The 16542-nt window shown below is 37.2% G+C and carries 15 protein-coding genes, 4 tRNA genes and 2 pseudogenes; 11 read left to right on the forward strand and 10 right to left on the reverse strand.

Features of this window, described 5'->3' with window-relative positions; genetic code table 11:
* Positions 1–1366: 1366 nt before the first annotated feature.
* The 3 genes and pseudogenes from Xbud_RS19745 to cspE all read right to left on the reverse strand — a co-directional run bounded on the left by Xbud_RS19745 (position 1367) and on the right by cspE (position 3962).
* The gene (locus Xbud_RS19745; RefSeq protein ID WP_169923022.1) at positions 1367–1537 is read right to left on the reverse strand and encodes a hypothetical protein; all 171 of its coding nucleotides are present in this window, start codon (positions 1535–1537) and stop codon (positions 1367–1369) included.
* Between the two features lie 698 nt (positions 1538–2235).
* Positions 2236–2933: pseudogene (locus Xbud_RS04055) on the reverse strand (MgtC family protein).
* A gap of 822 nt (positions 2934–3755) precedes the next feature.
* On the reverse strand, positions 3756–3962 hold the full coding sequence (gene cspE / locus Xbud_RS04060) for a transcription antiterminator/RNA stability regulator CspE (protein WP_038265922.1): 207 nt from the start codon (positions 3960–3962) through the stop codon (positions 3756–3758).
* 479 nt (positions 3963–4441) lie between these two features.
* Between cspE and Xbud_RS04065 the strand changes: the two genes are divergently transcribed.
* The 8 genes from Xbud_RS04065 to Xbud_RS04100 all read left to right on the forward strand — a co-directional run bounded on the left by Xbud_RS04065 (position 4442) and on the right by Xbud_RS04100 (position 8812).
* A complete protein-coding gene (locus tag Xbud_RS04065; RefSeq protein WP_099134911.1) occupies positions 4442–4963 on the forward strand; it encodes a YlaC family protein in 522 nt (173 codons plus the stop codon).
* 117 nt (positions 4964–5080) lie between these two features.
* Positions 5081–5156 (forward strand) — tRNA-Asn (locus tag Xbud_RS04070).
* A gap of 224 nt (positions 5157–5380) precedes the next feature.
* Positions 5381–5456 (forward strand) — tRNA-Asn (locus Xbud_RS04075).
* Between the two features lie 408 nt (positions 5457–5864).
* A tRNA-Asn gene (locus Xbud_RS04080) sits at positions 5865–5940 on the forward strand.
* A 264-nt stretch (positions 5941–6204) separates the two neighbouring features.
* Positions 6205–6280: transfer RNA gene (locus tag Xbud_RS04085), tRNA-Asn, on the forward strand.
* Between the two features lie 227 nt (positions 6281–6507).
* The gene (gene pyrC, locus Xbud_RS04090) at positions 6508–7563 is read left to right on the forward strand and encodes a dihydroorotase (protein ID WP_099134864.1); all 1056 of its coding nucleotides are present in this window, start codon (positions 6508–6510) and stop codon (positions 7561–7563) included.
* 186 nt (positions 7564–7749) lie between these two features.
* On the forward strand, positions 7750–8004 hold the full coding sequence (bssS, locus tag Xbud_RS04095) for a biofilm formation regulator BssS (protein WP_099134865.1): 255 nt from the start codon (positions 7750–7752) through the stop codon (positions 8002–8004).
* A gap of 214 nt (positions 8005–8218) precedes the next feature.
* A complete protein-coding gene (locus Xbud_RS04100; RefSeq protein ID WP_099134866.1) occupies positions 8219–8812 on the forward strand; it encodes a LuxR C-terminal-related transcriptional regulator in 594 nt (197 codons plus the stop codon).
* Between the two features lie 91 nt (positions 8813–8903).
* Here the strand turns inward: Xbud_RS04100 and trhO are convergent, their stop codons facing one another.
* Positions 8904–9965 (reverse strand): oxygen-dependent tRNA uridine(34) hydroxylase TrhO, encoded by a 1062-nt coding sequence (trhO, locus tag Xbud_RS04105; protein WP_099134867.1) that lies wholly within the window; start codon positions 9963–9965, stop codon positions 8904–8906.
* A 541-nt stretch (positions 9966–10506) separates the two neighbouring features.
* Here trhO and Xbud_RS04110 point away from each other — a divergent pair.
* On the forward strand, positions 10507–11442 hold the full coding sequence (locus Xbud_RS04110; RefSeq protein ID WP_099134868.1) for a Kdo(2)-lipid IV(A) acyltransferase: 936 nt from the start codon (positions 10507–10509) through the stop codon (positions 11440–11442).
* A gap of 97 nt (positions 11443–11539) precedes the next feature.
* Here the strand turns inward: Xbud_RS04110 and Xbud_RS04115 are convergent, their stop codons facing one another.
* Positions 11540–12061, reverse strand: coding sequence for a hypothetical protein (locus tag Xbud_RS04115; RefSeq protein ID WP_099134869.1), 522 nt, complete (start codon positions 12059–12061; stop codon positions 11540–11542).
* Between the two features lie 166 nt (positions 12062–12227).
* Between Xbud_RS04115 and Xbud_RS04120 the strand changes: the two genes are divergently transcribed.
* Complete coding sequence (locus Xbud_RS04120) at positions 12228–13007, forward strand: PhzF family phenazine biosynthesis protein (protein WP_099134870.1); 780 nt, start codon at positions 12228–12230, stop codon at positions 13005–13007.
* 65 nt (positions 13008–13072) lie between these two features.
* Positions 13073–13189, forward strand: a pseudogene (locus Xbud_RS20355) (DUF1543 domain-containing protein); the annotation flags it as partial.
* Positions 13190–13347: 158 nt separating this feature from the next.
* Here the strand turns inward: Xbud_RS20355 and lldD are convergent.
* From lldD to Xbud_RS04150, 5 genes are all read right to left on the reverse strand, one after another.
* Positions 13348–14484, reverse strand: a complete 1137-nt coding sequence (gene lldD / locus Xbud_RS04130; protein WP_099134871.1) for an FMN-dependent L-lactate dehydrogenase LldD — start codon at positions 14482–14484, stop codon at positions 13348–13350.
* 250 nt (positions 14485–14734) lie between these two features.
* Positions 14735–15337, reverse strand: a complete 603-nt coding sequence (locus Xbud_RS04135) for an RBBP9/YdeN family alpha/beta hydrolase (RefSeq protein ID WP_099134872.1) — start codon at positions 15335–15337, stop codon at positions 14735–14737.
* Between the two features lie 98 nt (positions 15338–15435).
* The gene (locus Xbud_RS04140) at positions 15436–15642 is read right to left on the reverse strand and encodes an NADAR domain-containing protein (protein WP_339353665.1); all 207 of its coding nucleotides are present in this window, start codon (positions 15640–15642) and stop codon (positions 15436–15438) included.
* A gap of 102 nt (positions 15643–15744) precedes the next feature.
* Positions 15745–16185 (reverse strand): DUF2335 domain-containing protein, encoded by a 441-nt coding sequence (locus Xbud_RS04145; RefSeq protein ID WP_099134874.1) that lies wholly within the window; start codon positions 16183–16185, stop codon positions 15745–15747.
* A 110-nt stretch (positions 16186–16295) separates the two neighbouring features.
* Positions 16296–16490, reverse strand: coding sequence for a Cro/CI family transcriptional regulator (locus tag Xbud_RS04150; protein ID WP_099134875.1), 195 nt, complete (start codon positions 16488–16490; stop codon positions 16296–16298).
* Positions 16491–16542: the final 52 nt, after the last annotated feature.

Below are 16542 nucleotides of genomic sequence, written 5' to 3' on the forward strand. Positions count from 1 at the left end.
AAAAATGTTAAGGATAATCGATGATTATGATGCTCATCTGACCAGTTGATTAGCTGACATACAAAGTACAAAATAACCTATTGACCTAAAATTAATTTCCTTAAATACGATAAATTCAGAAACAAAATAATTCCCAAATGTAAATTAACCAATAAATTATTACAACGCAGAACTAAATTTAAAAAGTAATTTACAGTTTAAATAGACTGCGAACAAAATAATAGATGAAATAAAAACAAATAGTGTCTTATTCTTCTTAATTTGAAATACAAATAATAACGAGTCATGTAACAAAATGATTAAAATAAAAAAATAGCATACAAATATAATTCTATTATCCCGTTAAGCTTATCATTATTATGATAGTAGGTTCGTAGTTAAAGAATAACATCAATACCTATCAAAAATATCTGCCAAAAATCATTAATGGCCAGAGTTATTGATGTGAAAATTGCGATGGCTATTTTCTTAATCAAGATAGAATAAGATATTAATTAATGAGAATTATTCACAACCATTCACCAAAACTATGAATATAAAATCGTTTTATCACATGAATGACAATGCAGTAGCTTATAAACTCCCCAATTAACCAAGGAAAATATTTCCAAGGTAACGATTTTAATCCTTATGAAAGTAGCAAATGATGATCATGATATGTAACTACCTAATATCATTGTTATTAATGTCATCAATAATACAGGTAAAGCGACGGTACTTTATACAACCAGGTTTTTTGCATAACATATGTACACCTAGTTTTGTGATAACACCTCTTCCACCACTCACCAGACTGTAATACGGCTTAATGTTATATACTATTAGTTCGAATAAATACCATATAAAATATGTTGTAATATAGAAAACGATTACACAAAATCGCAAACAAGGTTATAGAAAATAGAAAGGACCAGAGCATAAAATATCCGATATTTTTCACATCCCATTTGTAATGGTTTTCTCAAGAAACTTTTATCCATTTTATTCCACTGCAAAGACTATTGTGAAATATCGTACATTAGGTTTTGTACAAGCTAATGAATGGTTAACATAGCTAAAAATAGAATAAATGCATTGACAACCAATACAGAAAATACATCCCAAAATTCGATCTGACTGTCATATTTAAATACTGCATGATATTTCCAAACGTTTTCCTTATCTTTTTACGCCCTCTTCTAATGCCATCTGATTTTTATCAAGCAAAATGATATCTGCAAATTCTTTTGCGATCCCAATCCCAATATCCACACAAATACGCCAACATCCTGCAATGTCGGTGCATCATTTATTCCATCATCAGGAATATTTATTGCATACGTATTATTTTGTAGTGCCTTTAAAATGTATGATTTTTGCCGAAGGATTAAGTTACAAAAACAGGTCTTAATTCCACTTCTTTTGAAAGGTTTTCATCATTCATACATTTAATATCAAGGTAACTAAGAATACTCTCAGTATCTAAATCCATATCATGACAAATTTTAACTATAATGACAGAATTATCTTCGGCAAACACCTTAACCGAAATACTCACTCCTTTTCGTTAGTAACAGAAAGTAGATGTTTCACTTCATCAATATTTAATTCACATATTACTAAGATTAACACCCTGAAACCTTGTTCGTTATAGCAACTAACCAATTACATGATATTGTTGCGTCTTTCTTCAGTAAGAGGAATAAGTTCTATGTATGACAGCAAACAGATCACATCCCTTCTGCTGTACCTTTGCGAATCACTTGGTAGCTTTGCTGTGGGTTATACACAAAAATTGACGATCTCCAACTGACACAACTAAAAAGTAACTCATCAATTTTTCTGTAGCCGTGAAGAAAACTAATCTCTACTTTCTTTTACTTCCATATCTAAAATCCACTTTGATGAAAACTATTTATCCCGTTCCAATGAAGTGTTGAACTATGGTAAATTCTTTTCTGAAATGATTAATTAGTTTTGTGACGGCCCACTTAATCATACACACTATATTCAATTTCCCATCATAGTGGTTATCTCTTCTTTGCTAATAGAGAAGAATTTATAAAGTTTTTGGTGTTGCATAACTGAGAATAATGTTCATTATCATTAATGAAAGTATTAATAATCAATACCATTCCATATTATTAATATAATGACGCTATTTCATAGGCAACACCTTATTCATGCTAAGAGATGAAGGAGGATCTCCCACATAATCTCCTTATAAAATAATTGAATTACTTATATAAAATTATTCTAAGTAGGTAACTCAGCAGCAATTTCCCAATTAACTGAGCTAACACTTTTTTCTAAACTCACTCGACAAACAATCGATTCGATTTCTTTTTGCTTAGCAGGTGTTGCCAATATTTCTACACAGATCTCAAGTCTATTTGGCTGGTGGGTATCAGCACTACTTAATGATGTAGCCGAATGTTTAATCCATTAATTGCTTGCCGGATCAGCGTCCTGATTAAGATTTCATCACTAATATCACAGATAATTCGGATTTTATAACGCTGCTTTAAATCTAAGGATTGTTGTTGAGGCTGGGCATTAATTCTCTGAGCCGCTTCTCTCAACAAAATATTTGCGGATAGAATTATTGCAGTTGCAATACTCGCTGACCAATATTGTCCTAACCCACACAAAACCCCAATACCTGCCGAACACCATAAAATTGCCGCTGTATTTAAACCACGAATATTCATTCCTTCTCTCATGATCACACCAGCACCAAGAAAACCAATACCAGATACAATCTGCGCAGCAATACGTCCGGGGCTATCAGGCGAAGTTGATATTGAGCAAAGAATAAAAACCGTAGCACCAGTAGCAACTAAGGCATTAGTTCTCAATCCTGCCATACGTTGACGCCACTGACGTTCTGCACCAATTAGTGCCCCGAAACACGTAGCAGATAGTAAATGAATAGCAATAGATGTCAAAAGCATGACACTCTCCCCATAATATTAAAATGGATAAATTATCCCTTTTATCTACCAGGTTACTTATTCATTGGCTTAGCTCATTTACAGCCTCTACGATGCAACCCAAAATCTATAGGTATAGGATCCGGCTTGATTCAGGACTTTTATGGCTGAGTGCTTATTGGCTTCGAGGTTTCAGATAATCTCAAGCCTGCAATGAAAATGATCTTACGTTTTGCAAGTACGATTTTTAATCGCTACTCATTTTTCTGTATTGGGCTAAAGCTCAATGGATAGCCTAAAGAAATAATTTCTTTATTTTGTACAATAGGAATAAGGCAGAATATAGAAATTCGATTTGGTTATTGATATGTTCCCGGAGGGAATAAGGAATGAGTATAAAGTTGCATTATAGATATCCCGACACATCTGTTGATACTATCTTTAAGGATTTAAAATAGCAGCTCTACAGTATTATTGCGTAATTTTTCGGGATAGTACAACTTGTGAAATTTAAGTAATACCGCCCGCCATCTCAGGTAAGCAGTAAATTGAACGTAAATGAACAGATTACCGGATTATTTTTTATTAAACCTAAAACTTTGACTGTTCAATTATCAGTACTCCAATAGAATTTGGCCGGGTGTATAAACAGGTAAAATTGACAAGTAAAGGCTTTAATTAATAAATGAGCTTTAAAAAATGCTCTTTTTATCGTCTGTTCAATAAAAAATTACTGTAATTTATAATATATTGTGGTTATTTTTTTATTAAAAATCATTCTATAAGCAAAAAGCCCGCCAAGGCATTTTAGCATGGCGAGCTTAATAAGACATAAAAGCTAAATTAGATAGCAGTTACGTTTGCTGCTGCCGGGCCTTTGGCACCATCTTCAATGGTGAATTCTACGTTCTGGCCTTCAGCCAGAGTTTTGAAACCGTTACCTTGAATGGCAGAGAAGTGAACGAATACGTCTTTGCTACCATCGGTTGGAGTAATGAAACCAAAACCTTTGGACTCGTTGAACCACTTCACTTGACCTGTCATTTTCATGTGACTTTCCTATATATCAAAAAAAACTCGCCACCTTGGGCATGTGTTGGCCAGTATCAGCTATTACTTATGGAGGCACTAAGAAGGAAACGGTCTACAAAGGCTACTTAGGATAGCACTTTTACACATAACGCATTAACTCAAGATGTCGTACATAAAGTAGGTCTGTTTATCAGGCCAGACGCATTAACGCATGACTGCACAGGAATAGCAACCTTTTTATGTATTATCGATCTAAAAAAAATCCATACGCTCAATATTAGAACAGAATAACCGAATAAATAGATGCATTTATGATTTTATTTGATTTATTCAACTTTTATCTTAAGAAAAAATACTCGTGTTCTTTCCGGACAATAACAGTTTTGCAAATAAAAAAAAGTAATTGCTATACAGATGGATGCTCTGAGCATGATAACCTTGAAAATATTAACACTTTTAATTCGAAAACAGATTTCTACAATAATCGGGCTAGTATTATGAATATCATCAAACAGATATTGATACAGGATCTTGAGCGGATCAATCTCGCGGAGCATCGAGATGGTAAGGTGCATTTTAATAGCATCTTTATTCACCAGCATCCATACCTGTTTTTGGCGATGATCGTTGCTTATGCTTTCCTCGCTGTACTGATGTGGTATGCCCCCTATTTTGGCGTTTGGTCACTTATTCTATTTACCATACTTTTTTTCACCATGGCTGCCGTTTTACTGTTCGATATCAAACCGGTTTATCATTTTGAAGACATTGATGTATTAGATTTACGCGTATGCTACAACGGTGAATGGTTCGTTGATGAAAAAGTATCTCAGGATGCTATCAACACAATACTTGCTCATCCGAATGTACCCAGCGAAATAAAGAATGAAATCAAACGAATCATCAGACGAAAAGATGGAATTTGTTTTTATGATGTATTTATGATTGCGTGTTCAGAACAATCGCCTTATTTACAACCTCCCAAGGTTGAACAAAAATATGTAATTTCAGCAAAGTAGCATATTCATAGCACAATGCGCTCATATGATGAACAAACAATAGAAAAATAGAATTTTGGCGTTGACACTCCCTGAGTTCATCGTTAATATTCGCAACGTTCTCAGGAACATAGTAATTCCTCCATAGTTCAGTCGGTAGAACGGCGGACTGTTAATCCGTATGTCACTGGTTCGAGTCCAGTTGGAGGAGCCAAATTCTAAAAAGCCCGGCTTTAGCTCTGCTAGTCGGGTTTTTTGCTGTCTATCCCCTATGGGCTATCTCTAACGAATAATTTCCTATCTTGCTCATATACGCTTTCTTTCTCCACATTGCCACTCTGAACACTACTTAACCATTTAAATTTATTTTCTATTTTTTCGCTTTACAACTCTTCTGTATTCCCCTATTATTCGCAACGTTCTCAGGAACATAGTAATTCCTCCATAGTTCAGTCGGTAGAACGGCGGACTGTTAATCCGTATGTCACTGGTTCGAGTCCAGTTGGAGGAGCCAAATTCTAAAAAGCCCGGTTTTAGCTCTGCTAGTCGGGCTTTTTACCATCTATCACTTATGCTAATAACCACATCGCCCTTCCCCAGACACATTTTCCCCCAACTATCTAATCATCACTTATATCCCTATTGTATCGGATGAGGGTTGACGATGTTTTTCGCTAAAATCTTTCCTGTCAGTTTTCCCGATAATTTTCTCTGCGATCTCATGTCAGAGAATACAATGAAATCTTAATCTCATGTACAAGATATAAAAAGTTACAGTATTGGTGATATTATGTCACAAAAAATGATAAAACATCATCACTTTGAACAACCATCAACCACTTAAACTTATTTTTTTATTTTTCTGCTTTACAACCTTTCTACATTCACCTACTATTCGCCTCGTTCTCAGGAACACAGCAATTCCTCCATAGTTCAGTCGGTAGAACGGCGGACTGTTAATCCGTATGTCACTGGTTCGAGTCCAGTTGGAGGAGCCAAATTCTAAAAGCCCGATTTTAGCTTTGCTAATCGGGCTTTTTACCTTCCAATTATCATGTTTTCCACTTATCCTTGTTTGTTAATTTTATTTCTGTAAAATTTTGAATATTTTCCCAAAAATAACCCGAAAAAGCTGAAAAAAGCTGAAAAAAGCTGAAAAAAGCGCTTAAAGTACATATTTACAACAAACAAACCAGTATTATGATTTTCCTCTTTGACAAATAGAAAAAGAGCCATTAATATTCTCCCCGTCTTGAAGGAGTTCCTCCATAGTTCAGTCGGTAGAACGGCGGACTGTTAATCCGTATGTCACTGGTTCAAGTCCAGTTGGAGGAGCCAACTTCAATTCACCCTCGTTTATTACTTCTATTTTTTCTTTTTTGATACGATTAATTTCCTCTGAATACCCTAGCTTGTGTAAAATTAAAAACTTAATTCTGCGAAAATGTGGAATTTTATCACTTATTAATAGCTATTTAACTATTTTCTCTTTATCATCTTCCATCGGCTTAAGGAATGCTGAATCAGCATCCGTCATTTTTCATCTATATTCTGGAGCCGGTTCCATGACTACTGAATCTTATACTATTAAAATCCGCCGCCCTGACGACTGGCATGTTCATTTTCGCGATGGTGATATATTGAAGACCATTGTCCCTCATACCAGCCGCTTTTTTGGCCGAGCTATTGTCATGCCCAACCTTGTTCCTCCTGTAATAGATGTTGCCAGCGCCAGAGCTTATAAAGAGCGAATCATGGCAGCCATTCCGTCAGAGCATCCATTCGAACCACTGATGACATGCTATCTCACAGATTCAACAGATAGCTCACAAATTGAAATCGGTTATAAAGAGGGCGTTTTCACAGCCTGTAAACTCTACCCCGCAAATGCAACAACTAATTCCAGCCATGGTATTTCTGACATACAAAAGATCTATCCTTTATTGGAAACGATAGAAAAATTGGGCATGCCTCTATTAATTCATGGTGAAGCTACCGCAGCTCATATTGATATTTTTGATCGGGAGGCCCGCTTCATTGAACAAGTGATGGAACCCTTACGTAAACAGTTCCCTGATCTGAAAGTTGTTTTCGAGCATATTACGACTAAAGAAGCTGCCGAATACGTTCTTGAAGGCAACGATAAATTAGGAGCGACACTAACACCACAACACTTGATGTTTAACCGTAATCATATGTTGGTCGGTGGTATCCGTCCTCATCTCTATTGCCTGCCTGTATTAAAACGTAATATTCATCAAGAAGCGTTACGTTCAGCCGTCGCCAGTGGTTGTGACCGTTTCTTTTTGGGAACAGACTCCGCCCCTCATTTGTTGCATCGTAAAGAATCTTCCTGTGGTTGTGCTGGTGTCTTCAACGCGCCTACTGCTTTGGCTGCCTATGCCACTGTTTTTGAAAAAATGGGTGCAATGAATCACTTTGAAGCATTCTGCTCTCTGAATGGCCCGAAATTTTATGATTTGCCTGTTAATAAAGGATTTATTGAGCTTATACGCAAGACTACACCAGTTACCGAATATATCGAACATGCTGGTGAAAAACTGATCCCATTCCTGGCTGGAGAAAATGCAAGGTGGGAAGTAACAGTAATTCATTCATAAGCAAGTTTAAGTTATAGAAGTTCTAGTTTCTTATTATCAGATAAAATGACCAATATCTGGTTTCTACAACTGGTTGTAGTATTAGATTGATAAAAAGGTTTATACTGCAACTGCTCATCCTGGATGAGTCCACTGCTCTTAGTCAATTATATCAATAAAGATGCTGTAGTCTGATTAGGGGGTTATATGGGACAAAAAAATGAAATAATCCAAACCCATCCAGTTGTAGGTTGGGACATCAGTATTGTAGATACCTATGACGCTATGATGATTCGTCTTCATTACTTATCCTCCCAAGATCAAACCACAGATAATGTTAGCATTGACAAAACATTGTGGTTAACGACAGGGGTTGCAAAACAACTGATCCTAATCTTGCAGGCTGGAATCGAGAAGATTGAGTCATCGGAATACACTCAACTTGACTATACGAAACATTAACAACAAACTTGAAAATTCAAACACATCTGGACACTCAATACACTGAGTGTCCAACATGAGTATCAAAACGAATATCAGCCGACAAAATCATTCATATAGTTTATTATTCTGTACAATACTGTATCATACAGCTATGTTCGTTCGCCTGATTTTTAAGTATCAAGCGACCTAATTCATTTAATAATAACCGCTATAGAACAAGGATGTTCAGTTAATGAAATTATTAATTATTGATGAGTGCCATTATACACGTCTTGGGATCATTGAATCTCTAAAAGAAAATACAGATATCCTTTCAACAGCGGCTCATTCAATTCAGGAGGCGATAAATATTTTGTCGATATTTTCGCCTGATATTATTCTGATTAACCTGACATATTATGGTCATCACAGTTCATATTGTGAACAAATGAAACTATTTATTTCATTGGTTCGTAATACCCGTATATATATCTATATTGATAAACTATATCCATGGATAGAGAATTATATCCAATTGACAAATAAAGATTTTATCTTACCCAAAAGGAATCTTAGCTTATTGTTAGCGCGGCTAAAAGAGTTGGCATCACATGATATTCAACGTTATTTTGCCAATTTTAATATAAAAAGTTCTATTTTTAGTCAACAAGAAAACAGGATCATCTATTATTGGATGCTGGAAATAGATACCTATAAAATTGCCAGAATACTAAATATAAGTAGTAGTACAGTTTATTCACATAAACGGCATATCATAGAAAAAATAGGAGTAACCAACAAAATAGAACTACTTTTTGTTTATAATATTTTTAAATATCTCTGCTAACGCCGCAAAAAATAACTAAATTGGCGTAATAATTTAAGTATTATTACGCCAATTTTTGTATCTGCTTGCTAGAAATATACTTAAGATAAATTTATTGTTTGTTGGATTGCAATGAGGTAATATTTAGACCGTCATTCAACCGATAACGGGATTTATTAAAAATCTTAGCCCCATTTTCTCTTCCTGCCCGGCGAGCACGTTGTTCATCTTCAGGGAGTAACATTTCTTCCCGACAAACATCGCTACAACATCCCTCAAACCGCTCTGCACAAGATGGACATTGAATAAACAACAAATGGCATCCATCATTTTTACAGTTAGTGTGACTATCACAAGTTGCGCCGCACTGATGACAATGAGCGATAACGTCTTCAGAAATACGCTCTCCCATACGCTCATCAAAAACAAAGTTTTTACCAATAAAGCGAACAGGTAAACTTTGCTCTTTCACCTTACGAGCATACTCAATAACTCCACCTTCTACATGGTAAACTTTGTTAAAACCATTGTGGAGCATGTAGGCACTCGCTTTTTCACAACGGATCCCACCAGTACAATACATAACGATATTTTTATCTTTATCATCTTTCAACATTTCTACTGCCATCGGCAATTGCTCACGAAATGTATCTGATGGGATCTCAATCGCGTTCTCAAAATGGCCAACTTCATATTCATAATGGTTACGCATATCGACAAACACGGTATTAGGATCATCCAGCATTTGGTTGACCTGAGCGGCTTTCAGATATTCACCGGTTTTTGACGGATTAAAAGTTTCATCCTCAATACCATCAGCAACTATGCGTTCACGCACTTTCATACGTAATACCCAAAATGACTTGCCATCATCTTCCAACGCAATATTGAGTCGCAGGTTATACAAAGCAGGATCAGTTGCATCTAATAATGTTTTCAAGGCATCAACATTTTTGGAAGGTATGCTGATTTGCGCATTGATACCCTCTTTGGCGATATAAACCCGCCCGAAGACTGATAACTCAGTGAATTTTTGATACAAGCTATCGCGAAAAGCCTGTGGCTCAGAAATAGTAAAATATTTATAAAAAGAGATGGTTGTACGCGGCTCTGTTTCAGCCAACATACGCTCTTTCAGCTCTTTATTAGAAATACGGTTATGTAACACTGGCATGGTGTTCAAAATACCCTTATAGTTTGTTGATATTCATACATTTATGTCTGTCTGTGTCCGCAGAGTGTTTACACTAGATCATTATCGACAATTTTAACCAGAAACCCCACGCTCTACACTTGAGGTTTTTTATCCCCTGCAATATTACTTTTTTCTGTGGCCCAGATCTATCAATCCCTGTTCTGAATCAACTTAACCCCCGAACTAGCTTAAACATTTAGAAATTACCATTTCTCCCTCATTTCACTATATTCTTAATCCGCAGCCACAACGCATCACGGCGCCTCTTTCTGCCGTTCCGTTTCTACCGGAATAAAACAATCATTTGAATATGATGCTGAAGAACATCATAATCATGCCCTAACACTGCATAGCCAAAGCATGGGGGACAACTTCTTACTTGTTATCAGTTGATTAATCATTTAGTGCCCCGGTATTTCGATATTCCACTAAAAAGTGTCACAATACCCCTATTACTCTTAAAACCTTACAAGACAGGTTTTTTATAGTTAGATTATTATCTTTAATACACTGAAAACACATGATACAAGCATCCTCTTTTCGTTGTTTATTTTTACATCCCCGCTACTGGCTGACTTGGCTGGGTATCGGCATACTCTATCTACTGGTCTTACTTCCTTACCCCGTGATTTACTGGATAGGAACCCGGCTTGGTCGGTTATCACAGCGTTTTTTAAAAAAACGAGCCAAAATCGCTGAACGCAATCTGGCTCTCTGCTTCCCTAATATGCCACCAGAGGAACGGAATAAATGGCTGGTCAAAAACTTTGAATCTGTTGGTATGGGGTTATTTGAAACTGGCATGGCTTGGTTCTGGCCTGACTGGAGAATTAAACGCTGGTTCAAAATTACAGGACGAGAGAACATCCAAAAAGTGCAAGCCACAGGTCAGGGGATCATCGTGATTGGGATCCATTTTCTGACACTGGAATTGGGAGCCCGCATTTTTGGTATGCTCAATCCGGGCATCGGGGTTTATCGCCCGAATGATAATCCGGTTATCGATTGGCTACAAACCTGGGGACGTTTACGTTCCAACAAATACATGCTGGACAGAAAAGATGTCAAGGGAATGATCCGTTGCCTGAAAAACGGTGAAATTGTCTGGTACGCACCAGATCATGATTATGGTCCACGTAAAAGTGTATTTGCCCCATTATTTGCTGTTGAACATGCCGCAACAACGACCGGGACTTCAATTTTGGTTAGATTATCCAATCCAGCTTTATTACCTTTTACCCCACGCAGATTACCTGATGGAAAAGGTTATGAGCTGATTATTCAACCCGCTGTAGAAAATTTTCCTGAAAAAGATGAAGTCGAGGCGGCAACCTTTATGAATAAGGTAATCGAGCGGGAAATTATGCAAGCTCCGGAGCAATACATGTGGTTACACCGCCGTTTTAAAACACGTCCTAAAGATATGCCGTCTTTATATAGTGATAATATTCATTAGTCAGTCATCATTAGCAAACTCTCAGGCGGCCATTTTTTACGTGACCGCCTGAGTTTTAGCAATGAAAGTTATCTATTAAATCATAAAATAACCATCACTATCTCCCGCAAGCATCGGAGATCTCCATCTCGGAATAGAGATTCCCTCGTTCTTTCTCCAATTTCTGTCTGGTTTCACGATAACATTTGCGTCGGTTTGAACGGATTATTTCTCTCATAAAACGAGCTTCCTTGATCTGATAAAACTGCAGGTCTTTGTTATTCCAGCTATAAGAAAGCCCGACACGCTCTTTGTGCTGAGATAAGAGGGACAATTCGTTCATAAAGTGCCTTTCTTTGGCATAATCCCAACTAGGAGAAATCTCGACATACATATTCGAATCGTTTTTTTTGGTGTATTCCTTCAACTCTTCTTCTCGTTTCTCAGCCAGGGCGTTGTCTTGCGCTAACTTATTAACATTCCAATAATTGGCGCCAAGTTCTTCCCTTTTTTTCAGATATTCTCCTGAAGGTTTGTTATCAGCAGGTATATCACTTTTGTAGCTGAAGTCGTAAGCCAATGCCTGAAAACAGCCAATTACTGTAAGAAAAAACAGGCTATGGATCCCTTTTATTTTCATAAATCCCCTAGTGTAACTATTACAAGTATTATTATTTAATAATCATTACCACCTTAGATCAACTACCAGTAATGGGTAGTTCCAGAGCCAAAACAAATAACCCTTTACAAACAATAGCAATTTCAACATGCTAGGTAACATTTTTTAAAAGCAAAGTGAGTTCTTGATGCGTTCATACCCTATTTATCATGTCGATGCTTTTACAGAAAAAAACTTCTCCGGTAATCCCGCTGCTGTTGTCTTACTGGACGAATGGTTATCAGATGAAACATTGATTGCGATCGCTGCTGAGATCAACCTCTCAGAAACTGCTTTTTTAGTTGACGATCATCTACGCTGGTTTACTCCCAAAATAGAAGTAAACTTATGTGGGCATGCAACACTGGCAACAGCTTTTGTTCTCGTTGAACAGCATTCTTATCAAAATAATCCAATTACATTCAAAACCCGTTCTGGAGAACTTCGTGTCACCCATCAGGATAGCGTTTTCACGTTAGATTTCCCTGCCGCTGATTACCAAGAAGAAAAAACACTTCTTCCCATCATACAAGAGGCTTTAGGGCAAGATATCAGCGAGGTATTTGCTTCCCACGATCGTTATATCTGTGTACTAGATTCTGCCGATCAAGTTCTTCATGCTCAACCACACTTTGATAAAATAGCCGCCCTTCCGCTACCGGGACTTGCCATTACTGCCTTTGGCGATTTATCTACGGACTTTGTTTCGCGCTATTTTGCTCCAGCAAAAGGCATTAATGAAGACCCTGTCACGGGTTCGACCCATTGTGTTCTGGCCCCTTTCTGGGGAGCAAGACTCAATAAATCGACACTTCGTGCCCGTCAATTATCAGATAGGGGCGGCGATATATTATGCGAAATACAAGGAAAACGTGTTTATCTGACAGGAAAAGCAAAACTATTTTCTTTTGGAAAAATAGTTTTTTAAATCAATCAGTTTCTTATTTTCAAAAGTAGCGACTCAGAAGCATTCAAGTATTAAGGAAAGATATGATTCAGCTATATATGTTTTATCTTGGTGGGAACGCTGGAAAATCCAATATTGAAGTTCATGATGTCCAGTTTGTTGCAGTGAATAAAATTGAAGAAGCATACCCTGTATTACGTGATTGTTCATCTGACTGAAAACCCTCACGGTCAGCCAGACAAACCAGAATGGCAAGGATACCGCCCTATCGGGATCTGATGAAAAATAGTCAGCAGAACAATTCAGTTTCTGCTGACTATCAATCAGAACATATAACTCCCCAAACTCGCTAATTTTACTTTCAATTATCGACCAGCAAATCTAAATTAATTTCTGCAATAGACTTTGCTCCCGTCAATGTCATTGCAACCCGTATTTCTTTATCAATCAGATCCAATAAATTAGAAACTCCTGCTTCTCCAGCTGCTGCCAATGCAAAAGCAAAAGCACGCCCCAATAAAACACTGTCAGCACCCAATGCGATCATTCGTACTACATCCAATCCGGTACGAATACCGGAGTCAACCAGAATAGTAGTATCATTTTTGACAGCATCCGCAATAGTCGGTAAAGCCCTGGCGGTTGAAAGAACACCATCCAGCTGGCGTCCTCCATGATTAGAAACCACAATACCATCCGCGCCAAAACGGACAGCATCCTTAGCATCGTCAGGATCGAGGATACCTTTAATAATCATTTGTCCTTTCCAGCAATCGCGGATCCACTCTAAATCTTTCCACGATATGGATGGATCAAAATTGTTTCCCAGCCAACCAATATAATCCCCCAATTTGGTAGGTATACCGCGATATTTAGATATATTGCCGAGATCATGGGGTTTACCCATCAAGCCAACATCCCATGCCCACTGAGGATGGGTTATCACCTGCAAAAAACGCCGTATAGAAGCATTCGGGCCACTCATACCTGAATGTGCATCACGATAACGAGCACCGGGTACAGGCATATCAACAGTAAATACCAGATTTTTAACACCGGCTGCCTCTGCTCTTTCCAGAACATTACGCATAAAACCACGATCTTTCAGTACATAAAGCTGGAACCATATTGGACGCTCAATTGCAGAAGCAACTTCTTCAATCGGGCATATTGACAATGTCGATAACGTAAATGGAATACCCTTTTTAGCAGCAGCTCGTGCAGCCTGTACTTCCCCACGACGAGCGTACATCCCACTTAATCCAACGGGAGCCAATGCCACGGGCATTGACATTTTTTCCCCAAATAAACTGGTTTCCAGATTCAGTTCAGACATGTCTTTCAGTACACGCTGACGCAGTTCAATGTGAGATAAGTCTTCGGTATTGCGTTTCAAGGTATGCTCTGCATAAGCTCCACCGTCAATATAGTGGAACAGGAAAGGGGGTAACTTAGCCTGTGCAGCAGCCCGATAATCAGTTGAAGCAGAAATAATCATGATTTGTACCTCTACCCAAAATGGAGTGGACGGCAATAGTATTGTTCTGGTTAATCATATTGCCCATGACTAATGCATCAAACAACGCAATAAGAAGCTTAAAAATACATAAACTTGTTTCACAAAACATCCGTTTTATTTGATGATAATTCAGGTGAAACAACAAAAGGTTAGTGATCTAAAGAGAAATATAGTGGGCGAATATCGCCCACTAAGCTAAGAACATTACTAAGATCTGAGTTCTTGGTATTTATCCTGATACGATAGTTTTCAGTGCATCATAAACAGGAAACAAACGGGTAAAACCTTCTCTATCAAGAAAATGGCCTGCATTTTCAATATTAATGATTTCAGTTTGCAACGAATTGGCAAGGGAGTAGGATGATTGAGGAGAAACAATTTCATCATTGGAAGAAATAATGGAAATACGGTGTTTTGTCACTTCACGCAAGAAGGCATAATTCAATGGATGAAGAGTAAAACTTTCTAACTCTGGCAAAGTACACTGCACAGAATCAAATCCTGAGACTAAAATATACCCACCAATTTGATTGGTTGTGGAGCATATTGCCTCTAAATACCGAAGTAAAGTCACACAACCAAGACTGTGGCCAATAAAAATTGTGTTATCGTCTGCTTTGGGGGCAACCTCAATCAATTTTTTGGCCCATGCTTCAGGTTTAGGTGATAACGAATCGGGCATTTCTGGCACAATCACTTCTGCACCTTGTTCAGTCAGCACTTCACTTAACCAGGGAAACCAGTGCGATGAAGGTGAAGCAGTATAGCCATGAACAATGATAACTTTCTTACCAGAAAACCAATCAGGATCCTTTGCTGTTAGCTGTGTCATTTATCTTATCCTAGTGAGTAACAATTTCAGTTTATAGAGAGAAGTCTAATAGCAGAGAATTTTCTAACATAGTCATATTGTTGTTTCCAACATATATCCTATTTTTTTAATTTTTCACGCACAGTCATCAAAGCAAAACCTAACAAATTCAATCCATCCCATGTTAACGGATTACAAATATTAGAATTGTCCTCTGCCATTCCAATACCCCAAATCCGATCAACAGGACTGGCTTCTACCAATACTTTATCGCCTGTCTGCAATAAAAATCTTTCCATTGATGGATTTTGAGAAAATATATAAATTACTCAATATATTAATATGCAATAAGAATACTAAAAATAGCAAACTATAAAGCCACTAAGTAAAAAATTCATCTTTAAATGATCATAACTGGCATTACAAGATCACTTAGCACCTAACTTTCTTCCTATAACAAATACTGCCACCAACCCAATTAAATCAATTGTAATGAGTGTTCCTGCAAACACCATTTCACCTCTGAGTGCAAAAAACGTAGCGATAATCAAAATAAACATTGCAATAGAAAAACCCATCCATTGCCCTCTTCTATCCTTTTTTATCATGCCATCCAGTGCCAACTTTTGATTATCATACTGAAATTTTTGCTCTTTTTCCCTGAGCAATAATATTCTCTCTGTGCTGCCAGAAAGAATGGACTCATAGTCCCTCAAAACATCAGGGGGAGGAAGAGGCCCCAAACAATCAGAACCAATTTGATTTTTTAAACCTTGTTTATCGTTCAAAATTCCTTGGTAATCATTCGCGGGCATAATATCTAAAATACTCCCCATTGCACTAATATAATGACGAAAGTGATATTCCATATTTTCTCCGAGACAATATACACAAAATGTATAAGAATAAAATCAATGAAATAATTAAAGTTAATCAGTAATTGATATTACCTAATTCCGTCTAAGGTTCTTTCTCTTCGCTATACAGTATGTTTCTGGCTGGGAAATGACCGACACTCTTCCGCTTTATAGCTACCATCCTCCTGACGAATCAAAAATATTTTACGACCAGCCCGTAATGCCTTACTGATAGCAGTTTGATGAACACCAATCAGACTTGCTGTTTTAGCCTGACCATTCTGTTTCACATATTCTGATAATGGTATTTTTTCCATATTTTCCTCCTGTATTTCTCAAATAATATCCAAAGTATTAAATATTTCAATA

Source organism: Xenorhabdus budapestensis, from assembly GCF_002632465.1.
GTDB lineage: Bacteria > Pseudomonadota > Gammaproteobacteria > Enterobacterales > Enterobacteriaceae > Xenorhabdus > Xenorhabdus budapestensis.